The sequence below is a fragment of the Delftia sp. ZNC0008 genome, from assembly GCF_000799035.1.
Taxonomy (GTDB): Bacteria; Pseudomonadota; Gammaproteobacteria; order Burkholderiales; family Burkholderiaceae_C; genus Comamonas; species Comamonas tsuruhatensis.
Map to the genome: position 1 here is coordinate 1 of NZ_JTKZ01000115.1, position 14,697 is coordinate 14,697.

At 66.1% G+C, this 14,697-nt stretch carries 15 protein-coding genes; 14 read left to right on the plus strand and 1 reads right to left on the minus strand.

What is annotated here, in order from left to right; all coding sequences use genetic code 11:
* Positions 1–452: 452 nt before the first annotated feature.
* The 10 genes from L995_RS04205 to rfbC all read left to right on the plus strand — a co-directional run bounded on the left by L995_RS04205 (position 453) and on the right by rfbC (position 10,016).
* Positions 453–935: an Lrp/AsnC family transcriptional regulator gene (locus L995_RS04205; protein ID WP_016446496.1), complete on the plus strand. Its 483-nt coding sequence runs from the start codon at positions 453–455 to the stop codon at positions 933–935.
* Between the two features lie 135 nt (positions 936–1,070).
* The gene (locus L995_RS04210) at positions 1,071–1,796 is read left to right on the plus strand and encodes a GNAT family N-acetyltransferase (protein WP_016446495.1); all 726 of its coding nucleotides are present in this window, start codon (positions 1,071–1,073) and stop codon (positions 1,794–1,796) included.
* A gap of 106 nt (positions 1,797–1,902) precedes the next feature.
* A complete protein-coding gene (locus L995_RS04215) occupies positions 1,903–2,784 on the plus strand; it encodes an HlyC/CorC family transporter (protein ID WP_016446494.1) in 882 nt (293 codons plus the stop codon).
* Between the two features lie 91 nt (positions 2,785–2,875).
* Complete coding sequence (lnt, locus tag L995_RS04220; protein WP_052195751.1) at positions 2,876–4,483, plus strand: apolipoprotein N-acyltransferase; 1,608 nt, start codon at positions 2,876–2,878, stop codon at positions 4,481–4,483.
* A gap of 178 nt (positions 4,484–4,661) precedes the next feature.
* Positions 4,662–5,186, plus strand: coding sequence for a bifunctional 3-hydroxydecanoyl-ACP dehydratase/trans-2-decenoyl-ACP isomerase (gene fabA, locus L995_RS04225; RefSeq protein WP_016446492.1), 525 nt, complete (start codon positions 4,662–4,664; stop codon positions 5,184–5,186).
* Positions 5,183–6,406 carry a beta-ketoacyl-ACP synthase I gene (gene fabB / locus L995_RS04230; protein ID WP_016446491.1) on the plus strand — a complete coding sequence of 408 codons (1,224 nt, stop codon included), beginning with the start codon at positions 5,183–5,185 and terminating at the stop codon, positions 6,404–6,406. Before fabA ends, fabB begins: the two co-directional genes overlap by 4 nt.
* 164 nt (positions 6,407–6,570) lie before the next feature.
* Positions 6,571–7,641, plus strand: coding sequence for a dTDP-glucose 4,6-dehydratase (rfbB, locus tag L995_RS04235; protein ID WP_047469450.1), 1,071 nt, complete (start codon positions 6,571–6,573; stop codon positions 7,639–7,641).
* Complete coding sequence (gene rfbD / locus L995_RS04240; RefSeq protein WP_047469453.1) at positions 7,638–8,540, plus strand: dTDP-4-dehydrorhamnose reductase; 903 nt, start codon at positions 7,638–7,640, stop codon at positions 8,538–8,540. The genes rfbB and rfbD overlap by 4 nt, the downstream gene beginning before the upstream one ends.
* A gap of 40 nt (positions 8,541–8,580) precedes the next feature.
* A complete protein-coding gene (rfbA, locus tag L995_RS04245; RefSeq protein WP_016451845.1) occupies positions 8,581–9,471 on the plus strand; it encodes a glucose-1-phosphate thymidylyltransferase RfbA in 891 nt (296 codons plus the stop codon).
* Positions 9,468–10,016, plus strand: a complete 549-nt coding sequence (rfbC, locus tag L995_RS04250; RefSeq protein ID WP_016451844.1) for a dTDP-4-dehydrorhamnose 3,5-epimerase — start codon at positions 9,468–9,470, stop codon at positions 10,014–10,016. Before rfbA ends, rfbC begins: the two co-directional genes overlap by 4 nt.
* A gap of 6 nt (positions 10,017–10,022) precedes the next feature.
* On the opposite strand, the gene L995_RS04255 is transcribed toward rfbC, so the two are convergent.
* Complete coding sequence (locus L995_RS04255; RefSeq protein ID WP_016446486.1) at positions 10,023–10,904, minus strand: LysR substrate-binding domain-containing protein; 882 nt, start codon at positions 10,902–10,904, stop codon at positions 10,023–10,025.
* Positions 10,905–11,117: 213 nt separating this feature from the next.
* Between L995_RS04255 and L995_RS04260 the strand changes: the two genes are divergently transcribed.
* The 4 genes from L995_RS04260 to L995_RS31730 all read left to right on the plus strand — a co-directional run.
* A complete protein-coding gene (locus L995_RS04260) occupies positions 11,118–12,569 on the plus strand; it encodes an NCS1 family nucleobase:cation symporter-1 (RefSeq protein WP_016446485.1) in 1,452 nt (483 codons plus the stop codon).
* A gap of 10 nt (positions 12,570–12,579) precedes the next feature.
* Entirely contained in the window at positions 12,580–13,320 is a 741-nt protein-coding gene (locus L995_RS04265) for a GntR family transcriptional regulator (protein ID WP_016446484.1), read from the plus strand.
* A gap of 176 nt (positions 13,321–13,496) precedes the next feature.
* Positions 13,497–14,540 (plus strand): putative 2-aminoethylphosphonate ABC transporter substrate-binding protein, encoded by a 1,044-nt coding sequence (locus tag L995_RS04270; protein WP_016451841.1) that lies wholly within the window; start codon positions 13,497–13,499, stop codon positions 14,538–14,540.
* 14 nt (positions 14,541–14,554) lie between these two features.
* Positions 14,555–14,697: ATP-binding cassette domain-containing protein (locus L995_RS31730; RefSeq protein WP_156135983.1), on the plus strand; the 143-nt coding region annotated here is incomplete at its 3' end.

Sequence of the window (14,697 nt, forward strand, 5' to 3'; positions counted from 1 at the left end):
CCGCGTAGGTGCACGTACTGGCGCAGATGCACGGGCATCGCGTGGCATGGCGCGGGTGGCGTCGTGGCGGGGCGTCATGGCGTGAAGCGAAATGGAGGCGATCCCCGCAGTATAGGCAGCGCCGACTGCCGCTGAGGCCGCACGCGCCCATGTCCTGCGCGCGCCGGGCCGTCTGTGCGCGGGCGGGGAACTGGGCCAGGTTCAGCGGGGCTTTCATGGGGGTCTCCGGCCTTTTTGTGCAGGACAGTGTTTCGGGCGCCCCAGGCATGGCCTGCGGGCTTGCGATCAGTGCTGTCACTGTAGGCGGGAGGGGCTTCAGCTTTTTGCCGTTTGCCCTTGGTGGGAAAATGCGGAATGCATGAAAATTGCGGAATTCTTTTGTTTATCGCAATTTAACTGGTTAATTCGGGTTAACCCTGAAGAAATCCGTACTTATTTACGAGTCCACCGCCATGAGCGCCACGCACACCATCGACAAACTGGATCGGGCCATTTTGCGCCGCCTGCAGGCCAACGGCCGGGAAACCTATGACGTCATCGGGGAGCAGGTCGGCCTGTCTCCCAGTGCCGTGCTGCGCCGGGTCAAGCGCCTGGAAGACAGCGGCGTGATCGACCGCTATGTGGCCCTGGTCCAGCCGGAGACCGTGGGCCTGGGGCTGACCGCCTATCTCAACGTGCGCCTGGAGAAGTACACCGAGACCAGCAAGCGCAACCCCATGGACGTGTTCCGCGCCAGCGTGCAGACTTGGCCCGAAGTGGTGGAGTGCGTGTCGCTGACCGGGGAGATGGACTATCTGATGCGTGTGGTCGTGGCCGACATGCAGCACTACACGCGCTTCGTCATGGACACCTTGCTCAAGCATCCCAGCGTGCAGGATTGCAAGACCAGCTTCGTGATGGATCGCGTCAAGGTGACCACGGCCGTGCCTTTGTAGCCTTCGGGCTCGACAGGCGCCAGGCCGTTGGGTGTTGCAGGGAGGAGAAATTGGTTTGCATGCCAAAACCTTACGGTTTTGTTGCATTGCAATATCTTCGTTGCTCGACCTCGGGTTTTTACCTATATTTGAGCCATGAATGCATCCAAAGACTGGTTGAAGGCGTCCTGGCAGGCCGGCCGGGACATGTTGCGTGCGAGCGCAGGCCAGCCGCACCGTCCCGATGGGCGCTCCGCGTCCATGGTGCCCATTCGTTCGCTGGGCCCGTCCCACCGCGAACGCGTGGTGGCGCATTTGCTCAAGCTCGATGAAGGCGACCGCTACCTGCGCTTCGGCTATGCCGCCAGCGACGAGCAGGTTCGCCGCTATGCGATGCAGCTTGATTTCGAGCGCGACGACATCTTCGGCATCTACAACCGCCGGCTCGAGCTGATCGCCATGGCGCATCTGGCCTTTGCCTCGCATCCCGAGCACAAGAGCTGCGCCGAATTCGGCGTTTCCGTGCTCAAGCAGGCACGCGGCCGCGGCTACGGCGGGCGCCTGTTCAACCGCGCGGTGATCCATGCACGCACCAAGGGCGTGTCCATGATGTTCATCCACGCGCTGTCGGAGAACACGGCCATGCTCAAGATTGCGCGCAAGGCCGGCGCCACCATCAAGCGCGATGGCTCCGAGTCCGAGGCCTACCTGCAGCTGCCGCCCGCCGGCATCGACACGCACATGGCGTCGCTGATGACCGAGCACATCGGCGAGGTGGACTACCAGCTCAAGAAGCAGGCCAAGCAGTTCTGGGATTTCCTGGCCGACGTGCAGGAAATCCGCCGTGGCGTGCAGGATGGCCGCCACCAGGCCGGCGAATAGGCGCAAAACGCCGCAAAGGGAATTGGCGCAGCGCATGCAGGGGTGACGGAGCAATCCGCTATCCTTGCGGCTTGTTTCACTACCGCACGTCCTGCACTCCAAGACAGTGTCCGACCCCCATCCTGCGCGCTCTTCCGAGAAGGAAAGCAAGCGAAGCTTCCTGCAAAAGGTGGCCGAGTTCATCCACCCGGCCCCTGATTCTCCTGACGAGCTGATCGAGACCCTGGCCGACGCCGAGGACAACCAGGTCATCGGCCCCGAGTCCCGCGTCATGCTCGAACGCGTGATACGCATGGCCGACATGACGGCCGGCGACGTCATGGTCGCAGCCCCTCGCATGGACCTGGTCAACATCGACGCTCCGTTCGATGAACTGCTGCACCAGGTCATCACCACTGCACATTCGCGTTTCCCGGTCTACCAGGGCGAGCGCGAGAACATCATCGGCATCCTTCTGGCCAAGGACCTGCTCAAGCTGCAGCGTTCACCGGACCTGAACATCCGCGCCCTGCTGCGCCCCGCCGCCTTCGTGCCGGAGAGCAAGGGCCTGAATGATCTGCTGCGCGAGTTCCGGGGCAACCGCAACCATCTGGCCGTGGTCATCGACGAGTTCGGCCGCGTGGCAGGCCTGGTGACCATCGAGGATGTGCTGGAGGAAATCGTCGGCGAGATCGAGGACGAGTTCGACATCCCCGAGGACGAGGGCGACATCTTCGCCCTGGCCGACAACAGCTACCGCGTGGCGGGCGACACCACCATCGAGCATGTGAACGAAGCCTTCGAGGTCGCCCTGCATGCCCGCGATCCCGAAGATGAGTTCGACACCATCGGAGGCCTGATCGCCCACGAAATGGGCCATGTGCCCAAGCGCGGCGAGCAGATCCATCTGGCCGGCCTGGAATTCACCGTGCTGCACACCAAGGGCGGCGCCGTGCGCTGGTTCAAGGTGGTGCGCGATCCCGCAGCCGACAGTCTGCTGCGCAGCTGAGGCTGCCCCTTTCTATCCCCACCGACATCTCTCCCGTACCTGGCCGATGCCCCTGTCCAGTTCTTCCGCTTTTTCGCAAGACGGCCGGCGCATGGGCCGGCTCGCCGTGGGCGTGCTGCTGCTGCTTGCGGGTGCAGCCCAGGCCCTGTCGCTGGCCTGGCCCTGGGCGCGCGGCCAGGGCGACGGGCCGCTGAGCCTGGTCGGCGGCTATGGCCGCCCGCTGTGGTGGCTGCAGATTCTGTCGCTGGCCGTGCTGGCACGCGCCCTGCAGACGGCACAGCGCCCGGCCCAGGCGGCGGGGCGGGCCATGCTCTATGCCACCGCCTGGCTGGTGGCCACCTTCTGGTGGCTGTTCATCTCCATGCATGTCTATGGCGGCCTGCCTGCGCCGCTGGCCGTTGCCGCCGTGCTGGCGCTTGCGGCCTTCCTGGGCAGCTACTACGCGGTGGCCGCCTGGGGCTGGCACAAGCTGCGCCCCACCAGCACGGCGGGCGGCGCCTTGCTGTTCGCCGCCGTCTGGCTGCTGGCCGAATTGGCGCGTGGCTGGCTGTGGACCGGCTTTCCCTGGGGCGCGGGGGGCTATGCCCACGTCGAAGGGCCCCTGTCGGTGCTGCCGCGCTGGATCGGCGTCTACGGCACGGGGGCGGTGGCGTCCTGGCTGGCATATTGGCTGGCCGCCTTGGCGGCCGGTTCGCGGGGCGGACAAGCCCTTCAGCCTGCACGGTGCGCGGCCACTGTGGCGGCCCTGGTTCTGGCCTGGGGCGGGCTGTGGTGGCTTCGCGATGCCGCCATCAATGCACCATCGGCCGAACGGCCAGCGCTGAGCGTGGCCATGCTGCAGGGCAATATCCCGCAGGATGAGAAGTTCGAGGCCGGCAGCGGCATTCCGCTGGCCCTGGGCTGGTACGGGCGGGAGCTGCGCGCGGCCACGGCGCAGCTGGTGGTCGCACCCGAGACGGCCGTGCCCCTGCTGCCCCAGCAGTTGCCCGAGGAATACCTGGACCTGCTGCGCGAACCGTATCTGAAGAAGGGAGGCCGGCAGGCGGCGCTGCTGGGCATTCCGCTGGGCTCGGAAGAGGCCGGCTATACGAACTCGGTCGTGGGCTGGCAGCCTGGCCAGATCCAGGACTACCAATACGACAAGCACCATCTGGTGCCCTTCGGGGAGTTCATCCCGCCGCTGTTTCGCTGGTTCACGCAGATGATGAACATACCGCTGGGCGACTTCAACCGCGGCGCGCTGGGCCAGCCTTCCATGGCCTGGGCTGGCGAGCGGCTGTCACCCAACATCTGCTACGAGGATTTGTTTGGCGAAGAGCTGGGTGCACATTTCGGCAATGCAGCGACGGCGCCCACGGTGCTGGTGAATTTCAGCAACATCGGCTGGTTTGGCGACAGCGTGGCGATCGACCAGCATCTGGCCATCAGCCGCATGCGGGCGCTGGAGTTCGAGCGCCCCATGCTGCGCGCCACCAATACCGGCGCCACGGTGGCCATCGACCACCGGGGCGTGGTGACGCACGCGCTGGTGCCTTACGAGCGCGCGGTGCTTGAGGCCAGTGTGCAGGGCCGCGAGGCCTTGACACCGTTTGCGCGCTGGGTGAATGCAGCAGGTCTGGTCCCGCTGTGCGCCGCTGCTGCGGCGGTGCTGCTGGTGGCCTGGATCGGCCGCCGCAGGGCCTCGGTTCAGGGGCTGTAGCCAAGTCCCGCGACCTGGGTCGGCGTGGCTTTTGTGGCAGAGTTTTGATGCGGCCTCGGGGTTTTGTTGCAGTCTGGCAACGTTCAGCCCCGATAATGCGCGGCTGCATGGTCCGCTGCGGGCCGCACCCATTCAGAGATAGAGGTGGCGTCAGTGCCGCCGTGGAGCAAGTTAGACAATGGCCGATTCTTTTTCGTATGAGCAACTGATCGCTTCGGGCGAAGGCAAGCTGTTTTCCGCAGACAGCGGGCGTCTGCCACTGCCTCCCATGCTGATGTTCGACCGCATCACGCACATCGACACGGATGGTGGCGCCCACGGCCTGGGCAAGATCGTCGCCGAACTCGACATCAAGCCTGATCTCTGGTTCTTCGACTGCCATTTCCGGGGCGACCCCGTCATGCCCGGCTGCCTGGGTCTGGACGCCATGTGGCAACTGATCGGCTTTTACCTGACCTGGCTGCGCCTTCCCGGCCGGGGCCGTGCGCTGGGCGCCGGCGAAGTCAAGTTCACGGGCGAAGTGGGTCCTGACGTCAAGCTCGTGACCTACGAAATCGACATCAAGCGCGTGATCAAGCGCAAGCTCAACATGGCCATCGGCGATGCGCGCCTGCTGGCCGACGGCAAGGAAATCTACGTCGCCAATGACCTGCGCGTGGGCCTGTTCCTGCGCGAGGGTGAAGGCCAGGGAACGGCAGCATGACCAAACGTCGCGTAGTCATCACCGGCGCGGGCATTGTCTCGTGCATCGGCAACGACCTCGATACCGTGGAGACCTCGCTGCGCGAGGGGCGCACGGGCATCAAGGCCATGCCGAAGTTCACCGAACTGGGCATGCGCAGCCAGGTGGCCGGTGTGCCGGAGATCGACGTCGAGGCACGTATCGATCGCAAGCAGTTGCGCTTCATGGGCGATGCCGCTGCCTATGCGCAGATCGCGCTGGAAGATGCCATCGCCCAGGCCGGCCTGGCTCCCGAGCAGGTCAGCCATCCGCGTACCGGCCTGATCATGGGCTCGGGCGGCGGGTCGCCGGCCAACCAGATCGAGGCGGCCGACACGCTGCGCGAAAAAGGCATTCGCCGCGTCGGGCCCTACCAGGTCACGCGCTGCATGAGCTCCACGGTGTCCGCCTGCCTGGCGACCAACTTCAAGGTCAAGGGCATCAACTACTCCATCACCTCGGCCTGCTCCACCTCGGCGCACTGCATCGGCGCAGCGGCGCAGCAGATCGCCTGGGGCATGCAGGACGTGATGTTTGCCGGCGGCGGCGAAGAGCTGTCCTGGGGCATGGCACTGCTGTTCGACGGCATGGGGGCCATGTCCAGCAAGTACAACGACCAGCCCGAAAAGGCTTCGCGCGCCTATGACGCCCACCGCGACGGTTTCGTGATCGCAGGTGGCGGCGGCGCGGTGGTGCTGGAAAGCCTGGAGCACGCCCAGGCCCGGGGTGCGAACATCCTGGCCGAAGTCGTGGGCTTTGGCGCCACCAGCGATGGCGAGGACATGGTCGCGCCCTCGGGCGACGGCGCCATCGCCTGCATGCAGCAGGCCCTTGAAGGCCTCGAAGGCGGCGTGGACTACATCAACACCCACGGCACCTCCACGCCCGTGGGCGACATGCAGGAAGTGCGCGCCATGCGCGCGCTGTTCGGCGACCAGGTGCCGCCGTTCTCCTCCACCAAGTCGCTGACCGGCCACTCGCTGGGCGCCACCGGCGTGCAGGAAGCCATCTACTGCATGATCATGATGAACAAGGGCTTCATCGCGGGTTCGGTCAACGTGGACACGCCCGATCCCGCGCTGAACGACATGCCCCTGGTCACGCGCACACGCGATGCCCAGCTGAACACCGTGCTGTCCAACAGCTTCGGCTTCGGTGGCACGAACGCCTCGCTGGTGCTGCGCCGCTGGCAGGGCCAGTGAATACGCCCTGGTGTGTAAAAGGCGTGTCCTGAAGGAAAAAGCCCGCCTCCTGCGGGCTTTTTCACTGGTGAACGCCGACAATGCCCAGGTCGCGCGGGAGGCAGCACGGCAGGCTGCTGCCCGAACCCCGAACCAAGAACAATGAAATTTTGCAAGGTTGAACCATGATTGTTGTCACAGGCGGCGCCGGCTTCATCGGCGCCAATTTCGTGCTGGACTGGCTGGCTGCCGGCGATGAGCCGGTGCTCAACGTGGACAAGCTCACCTACGCGGGCAACCTCAAGAGCCTGGAGAGCCTGCAGGGCGATGCGCGCCATGTCTTCGTGCAGGCCGACATCGGCGATGGCGAAGTCCTGGCCCGCCTGCTGGCCGAGCACCAGCCGCGCGCCGTGGTCAACTTTGCGGCCGAAAGCCATGTGGACCGCTCCATCCATGGCCCCGAGGACTTCATCCAGACCAACGTGGTCGGCACCTTCCGCCTGCTCGAGGCCGTGCGCGGCTACTGGAGCGCGCTGGATGCCGAGGCCAGGGCGGCCTTCCGCTTCCTGCATGTCTCCACTGACGAGGTCTATGGCAGCTTGGCGCCAGCGGCACCGGCCTTCACCGAAGACCATAACTACGAACCCAACAGCCCGTACTCGGCCAGCAAGGCCGCCAGCGACCACCTGGTGCGCGCCTGGCATCACACCTACGGCCTGCCCGTGCTGACCACCAACTGCAGCAACAACTACGGCCCGCTGCATTTCCCCGAGAAGCTGATCCCCCTGATGATCGTCAACGCCCTGGCCGGCAAGCCTTTGCCCATCTATGGCGATGGCATGCAGGTGCGCGACTGGCTCTATGTGCGCGACCATTGCAGCGCCATCCGCCGCGTGCTGGAGGCCGGCAGGCTGGGCGAGACCTACAACGTGGGCGGCTGGAACGAAAAGCCCAACGTCGAGATCGTGAACACCGTCTGCGCGCTGCTCGACGAGCTGCGCCCCAAGGCCAATGGCACCAGCTACGCTGCCCAGATCACCTATGTGAAGGACCGCCCCGGTCACGACCGGCGCTATGCCATCGACGCGCGCAAGCTCGAGCGCGAACTGGGCTGGAAGCCCGCGGAGACCTTCGAGACCGGCATCCGCAAGACCGTGCAGTGGTACCTGGACAATCCCGAGTGGGTGGCCGATGTGCAGTCCGGCGCCTACCGCGAATGGGTCAGCCGCCAGTACACGGAGGGAGCCGGCGCATGAAGCTGCTGCTGCTGGGCCGCAATGGACAGGTGGGCTGGGAGCTGCAGCGCAGCCTGGCGCCGCTGGGCGAGTTGGTCGCGCTGGAGCGCCAGGGCGACGCCGGTGGCCAGGGCCTGTGCGGCGATCTCTCTCTCCTCGATGAACTCGCACGGACCGTGCGCGCTCTGCGTCCCGATGTCATCGTCAATGCCGCCGCCCACACGGCCGTGGACAAGGCCGAAAGCGAGCCGGACCAGGCGCGGCTGCTCAATGCGCTGGCTCCCCAGGTGCTGGCCCGCGAGGCGGCGCAGACCGGCGCGCTGCTGGTGCACTACAGCACGGACTACGTCTTCGACGGCAGCGGCAGCGCTGCGCGCACGGAGACCGAGGCCACGGCGCCGCTGTCCGTCTATGGCGGCAGCAAGCTCGAAGGCGAGCAGCTGATCCAGGCTTCGGGCTGCCGCCACCTGATCTTTCGCACCAGCTGGGTCTATGCGGCGCGCGGCGGCAACTTCGCCAAGACCATGCTGCGCCTGGCCCAGGAGCGTGAAGCACTCAGCGTGATCGACGACCAATGGGGCGCACCGACGGGCGCGGACCTCATCGCCGACGTCACGGCCCATGCCATTCGCCAGCTGCAGCGCCAACCCGGCGACCAGGGCCTGTACCACCTGGTGGCCGGTGGCGAGACCACCTGGCATGCCTACGCCAGCCACGTGATCGCCCGCGCCCGCGAACTCGCGCCCGACCGGCCCTGGAAGGTGCAGCGCATAGCTGCCGTGCCTACCAGCGCCTTTCCCACCCCGGCGCAGCGTCCGCACAATTCCCGCCTGAACACCGACCGGCTGCAGCAGACCTTCGGCCTGCGCCTGCCCCACTGGCAGGCAGGCGTGGACCGCATGCTGCAGGAAATCATCTGAGCGCGGCTGCGCGCTTCGGCAGAACCCCAGGATCCAGGACATGAACCAGACACGCAAAGGCATCATCCTCGCGGGCGGCTCCGGCACCCGCCTGCACCCGGCCACGCTGGCCATCAGCAAGCAACTGCTGCCGGTCTACGACAAGCCGATGATCTACTACCCGCTGAGCGCCCTCATGCTCGCGGGCATCCGCGAGATCCTCGTGATCAGCACCCCGCAGGACACGCCGCGCTTCGAGCAATTGCTGGGCGATGGTTCGCAATGGGGCCTGAAGCTCGAATATGCAGTCCAGCCCAGCCCGGATGGCCTGGCCCAGGCCTTTTTGATCGCCGAAGACTTCCTGGCCGGCGCCCCCAGCGCCCTGGTGCTGGGCGACAACATCTACTACGGACACGATTTCCCCCGCCTGCTCGAACGCGCTGACGCGCGCAGCGAAGGCGCCACGGTGTTTGCCTACCATGTGCAGGACCCGGAACGCTATGGCGTGGCCGAGTTCGATGCCCAGGGCCGGGTTCTTTCCCTGGAGGAAAAGCCCAGGCAGCCCAGGAGCAACTACGCGGTCACGGGCCTGTATTTCTACGACAGCCAGGTCGTTGAGCTGGCAAAGTCCATCAAGCCCTCGGCGCGCGGAGAGCTGGAAATCACCGACCTCAACCGCCTGTACCTGGACAAGGGCCAGCTCAATGTGGAGCTCATGGGCCGTGGCTATGCCTGGCTGGACACGGGCACGCACGACAGCCTGCTGGAGGCCGGCCAGTTCATCGCCACGCTGCAGCAGCGCCAAGGCCTGAAGGTGTCATGCCCCGAGGAGATCGCCTTCCGCCAGGGCTGGATAGACCGTGCCCAGCTCGAGACGCTGGGCCAGGCGCTGGCCAAGAACGGCTATGGCCAGTACCTGCTGCAGATCCTCAAGGAAAAGGTGCACGCATGAAAGCAACACCCCTGGCCATTCCCGAGGTGATGCTGATCGAGCCCAAGGTCTTTGGTGACGATCGCGGCTTCTTCCTCGAAAGCTTCAACCAGCAGGCCTTCAACCAGGCCACGGGCACGGACCACCAGTTCGTGCAGGACAACCACAGCCGCAGCAAGAAGGGCGTGCTGCGCGGCCTGCACTACCAGCTGCCTCCCCATGCCCAGGGCAAGCTGGTGCGCGTGGTGCGCGGCGCCGTGTTCGATGTGGCCGTGGACATCCGCAAGGGCTCGTCCACCTTCGGCCAATGGGTGGGCGCCGAGCTGACGGAAGACAACCACCGCCAGCTGTGGGTGCCCCCAGGCTTTGCCCACGGCTTCATGGTGCTCAGCGACAGCGCCGACTTCCTCTACAAGGCCACGGCCTTCTACGCGCCCCAGGCCGATCGCGGCATTGCCTGGGACGACCCGGCCATCGGCGTGCAGTGGCCGCAGCTCGATGTGGAGCTATCGCTGTCGGACAAGGACCTCAGGCAGCCGCTGCTGGCGGATGCCGAGCTGGCCTGAGCCAGTTCACATCTGGTCCGGCAGCATCCCGCCCGGCACGGCTTCCTCCAGAAAGCCGGCGATCAGCCGGGCCTGGCGGCGTTCGCGCAGGCAGTACAGGTACTCGGGCAGGCGCGGCACGGGGCCTGCGAAGGGCAGGACGACGATGTCGGGGTGGGCCGAGGCTTCATGCCGGGCGAAGACGCTGATGCCCATGTCGCGGATCACGGCCTCGCGGATGGCTTCGCGGCTGGCGATTTCCATGATGTGGCGCGGTGCCAGGCCGGCGGCGGCCAGCATCTGTTCGGTGAGCTGGCGCGTCATGGAGCCGCGCTCGCGCAGGATCAGCGTGTCTTGCACCAGATCGGACGCCTGCACCATGGTGCGCTGCGCCAGCCGGTGGCTGCGGTGCACCAGCAGGGCCAGCGGGTCCTGGCCCAGCTCCACGCGCAGCAGGCGCGGATCACCTTCCAGGTGCGATGAGGTCGCCAGGTCCACCTGGTAGTCCACCAGCGCTTGCACCATCTGGCGCGAGTTGCCGCCCACGATGGCCACTTCCACCCGCTCGAAGCGCCGCTGGTAGCGCTTGACGATGTCCAGCACGTAGTAGGGCGCCGTCGCACCGATGCGCAACTGGCCCTGGCTGGCATCGCCCGAATGGCGCAGCGCCGACTCCAGCTGGATGGTCTGCAGCAGCAATTGCTCGACCTGGGGCAGCAGGCGCAGCCCGGCATCGGTGATGGACAGGCGCCCGCCCTGGCGATGGAACAGCTCCACGCCATAGTGCTCTTCCAGTGCGCGGATCTGGGTGGTCACGGTGGGCTGGCTCAGCGAAAGCTGGCGTGCCGCCTGCGTGATGCTGCCCAGGCGGGCCACCCAGAAGAAGGACTTGAGCTGCGTGACGAACATGGCGGGGTGTTGGGGTCAGGAATGCCTGGCGCCATTTCAACATGGCGCCGTGATGCGCAGGGCCGGCGTGGCCGGGTATGTCCCTGGAAACAACTCCTGCGCCTGAAGGCACACTTCTTGCATACCAGTTTGCGTGCCAGTTTGTGTGCCAGCTGATTCATGGGTCTCGGCTGGTCTTGTGTCAGTGATTGCTCGTGATCAAGGAGCGCAGCAATGGATATTCGCAATCCCTCGCCGGGTCTTTACAACGAAGACCTGGCGCCCACCAAGGACCGCCGCTGGGGCGCCTTCAGCATTTTCAACGTCTGGACTTCGGACGTGCACAGCCTCTGGGGCTACTACCTAGCGGCCAGCCTGTTTCTGCTGTGCGGCAGCTTCGTCAATTTTCTGATCGCCATCGGCATCAGCTCCCTGGTCATCTTCTTCTTGATGAACCTGGTGGGCTATGCGGGCGAGAAGACCGGCGTGCCCTATCCGGTGCTGGCGCGTGCGTCCTTCGGGGTATGGGGCGCGAATCTGGCTGCCCTGGTGCGAGCCATCGTGGCCTGCTTCTGGTACGGGGCGCAGACGGCGGCGGCCTCGGGCGCCATGGTGGCGCTGCTGGTGCGCAATGAGGCGTTGCTGTCCTTCCACCAGACCACGCACTGGCTGGGCCATTCGGGTCTGGAGGTGATCTGCTACGTGGTCATCTGGGCCTTGCAGCTGCTGATCATCCAAAGGGGCATGGAGACCGTGCGGCGATTCCAGGACTGGGCAGGGCCTGCCGTGTGGATCGCCATGCTGGTGCTGGCCATCGGCCTGTGCGTGAAGGCCGGCGGCTTCAGTTTCGACCACGGCATTCCCATGGATGTGCTGCTGGACAAGACCAAGGATGCGGGGGTGAGCGGCGCGCCGGGCAGCTTCTGGGCGCTGATGGCCGTGGGCGCGACCTGGATCACCTACTTTGCGGCGCTGTACCTGAACTTCTGCGATTTCTCGCGCTATGCGAAGAACAAGGAGGCGGTGGCCAAGGGCAACCTCTGGGGCCTGCCCGTGAATCTGATCGCTTTCTCGCTGGTGGCCGGCATCACCACGATTGCGGCCTTCAAGGTCTATGGCGAGGTGCTGCTGCACCCCGAGCAGATCTCGGCCAAGTTCGACAGCTGGGTGCTGGCCCTGCTGGCCGCCGTCACCTTTGCCGTGGCCACGCTGGGCATCAACGTGGTGGCCAACTTCGTCTCGGCGGCCTTCGATATTTCCAACGTGTTTCCCAAGCGCATCGACTTCAAGCGCGGCGGATACATCGCCGCACTGATCGCCCTGGCTCTCTACCCCTTTGCACCATGGGAGGGCGGCGCTGCCCACTTCGTGAACGCCATCGGCGCCACCATGGGGCCGCTGCTGGGCATCATCCTGGTGGACTACTACCTGGTGGCCAAGGGCAACATCAACGTGGCCGCGCTGTATGACGAACATGGCGAGTACCGCTACGAGGGCGGCTGGAACGTCAACGCGCTGATCGCCACCGGCATCGGCAGCGTGTTCTCCACCATCCTGCCCAACTTCACCAGCCTGCTGCCGGTCTGGTGGGGCACCTACGGCTGGTTCTTCGGCGTGCTGATCGGCGGCAGCGTGTACTGGGTGATGGCCACGCTGCGCCCGCGCCGCATTCCGGCCGCAGCCTGAGGAGGCCGCCATGTCCGAGCCGCAGGATGCGCCGGCCACCGGGCCGGCCTTGATTGCCGAGCGCGTGATGCGCTCCATCGTCGAGCGCAAGCTGCGCCCTGGCGAACGCCTGGGCGAAAAGGAACTGGCCGAGGTCTTCGGTGTGAGCCGCACCATGGTGCGCGAGGCGCTGATGCAGCTGCAGGCGCGCGGCTTCGTCGAGGTGCGCTCGCGCCAGGGCTGGTACGTGGTCGAGCCCTCGTTCGAGGAAGCCCAGGAAACCTATGCCGCGCGCCGCGTGCTGGAGTCCGGCATGCTGCGCGACGCGGGCCGGCCGCTGCAGGCGGCCATACGCACGCTGCGCGAGCATGTGGCCCAGGAGCGCGGCGCCATCGCCGAGGCCGACAACGCCGGCCAGCGCAGCGTGCTGCTGGCCGACTTCCACGTCTGCCTGGCCGAGCAACTGGGCAACCGCTTTCTCACGGCCATGATGGCCGACCTGTCGGCGCGCACCACCCTGGTGTCTGCGCTGTACCAGTCGCAGACCGAGGCCCAGCACTCCAATGCCGACCACGAGGCCATCGTCGATGCGCTGGCGGCCGGCGACATGGCGCGCGCCGAGCAGTTGATGCGCGAGCACATCGACGCGCTGGCCGCCAGGCTGGATCAGAACCTTGCCCACCGCGCGCGCCTGCAGGACCGGCTGCTGGATGCGCTGCAGCCGCAGACGGCCCAGGCTGAGCGCCCGGGCAGGGTAAAGCCGCGCCGCTGAAGAAGGCGGGAGCGGGGCGGGGGCGCCGCGGGGCGGAGGGCACCCAAATCCGCCAATACCCGCTTCGCCAAATTTCCGTTGTGTGACACGGACGTTTCACCTGCGCTTTCTACAGTGGGTGTCAGAGGTGGCGACCCTGCCGCCTGTCCACGAACCCACAACGGAACTGACACGCCATGCGCCACACCCTTGCCTCCCTGGGCCGCCGCCTTGCCATTGCCTCTGCGGTGCTGACCGTCGCCTCCTTCGCACCCCTGGCCCATGCGGCCAAGACCGAGCTGCTGGTCTACAGCGCCCTGGAGGCTGACCAGATCAAGGCCTACAAGAGCGGCTTCGAGAAGGCCCATCCCGAGATCGAACTCAAGTTCGTGCGTGACAGCACGGGCATCATCACGGCCCGCCTGCTGGCCGAAAAGGCCAATCCCCAGGCCGACGTGATCTGGGGCGTGGCCGCCACCTCGCTGATGCTGCTGGACAAGCAGGGCATGCTCCAGCCCTACGCGCCCAAGGGCCTGGACAAGGTGCGAGCCAACATGCGCGATCCGCGCGCCCAGCCGACCTGGGTGGGCATGGACCTGTGGTCCTCGGCCATCTGCTTCAACACCGTGGAGGCCGGCAAGCGCAAGCTGCCGGTGCCCGCCAGCTGGGCCGACCTGGTCAGGCCCGAGTTCAAGGGCACGATCACCATGCCCCACCCGGCCTCCAGCGGCACGGGCTACCTGATGGTCGCGGCCTGGCTGCAGATCATGGGCGAGGACAAGGGCTGGGCCTACATGGACGCCCTGCACCAGAACATGGGCGTGTACACGCACAGCGGCTCCAAGCCCTGCCGCCAGGCGGGGGCCGGCGAGTTTCCCGTGGGCCTGAGCTTCGAGTACCGCGCCAGCAAGACCAAGAAGGACGGTGCGCCCATCGACATCGTTTTCCCTCGGGAAGGCCTGGGCTGGGATGTGGAGGCCACGGCCATCCTCAAGACCAGCAAGAAGCAGGAAGCCGCCAAGGCCCTGGCCGACTGGGCCGTCACGCCCGAGGCCAACAAGCTCTACGCCGCCAACTTCGCCGTGCTGGCCTTGCCCGAGGCGCAGGAAAAGCTGGAGTTCATTCCTGCCGATCTCGAAAAGCGGCTGGCGAAGAACGACTTCGATTGGGCCGCGGCCAACCGCGAGCGCATCCTGGCCGAGTGGAGCCGCCGCTACGAAGCCAAGGCAGAGAAAAAGTAAGCCGGAGCCACGCCATGCTGCGCATAGACCATATCGCCAAGCGCTACCGCGAGCAGCAGGTGCTGCGCGGCATTGACCTGAACGTGGAGGCGGGCGAGTTCGTCAGCCTGCTCGGCCCTTCGGGCTGCGGCAAGACCACGCTGCTGCGCATCGTCTG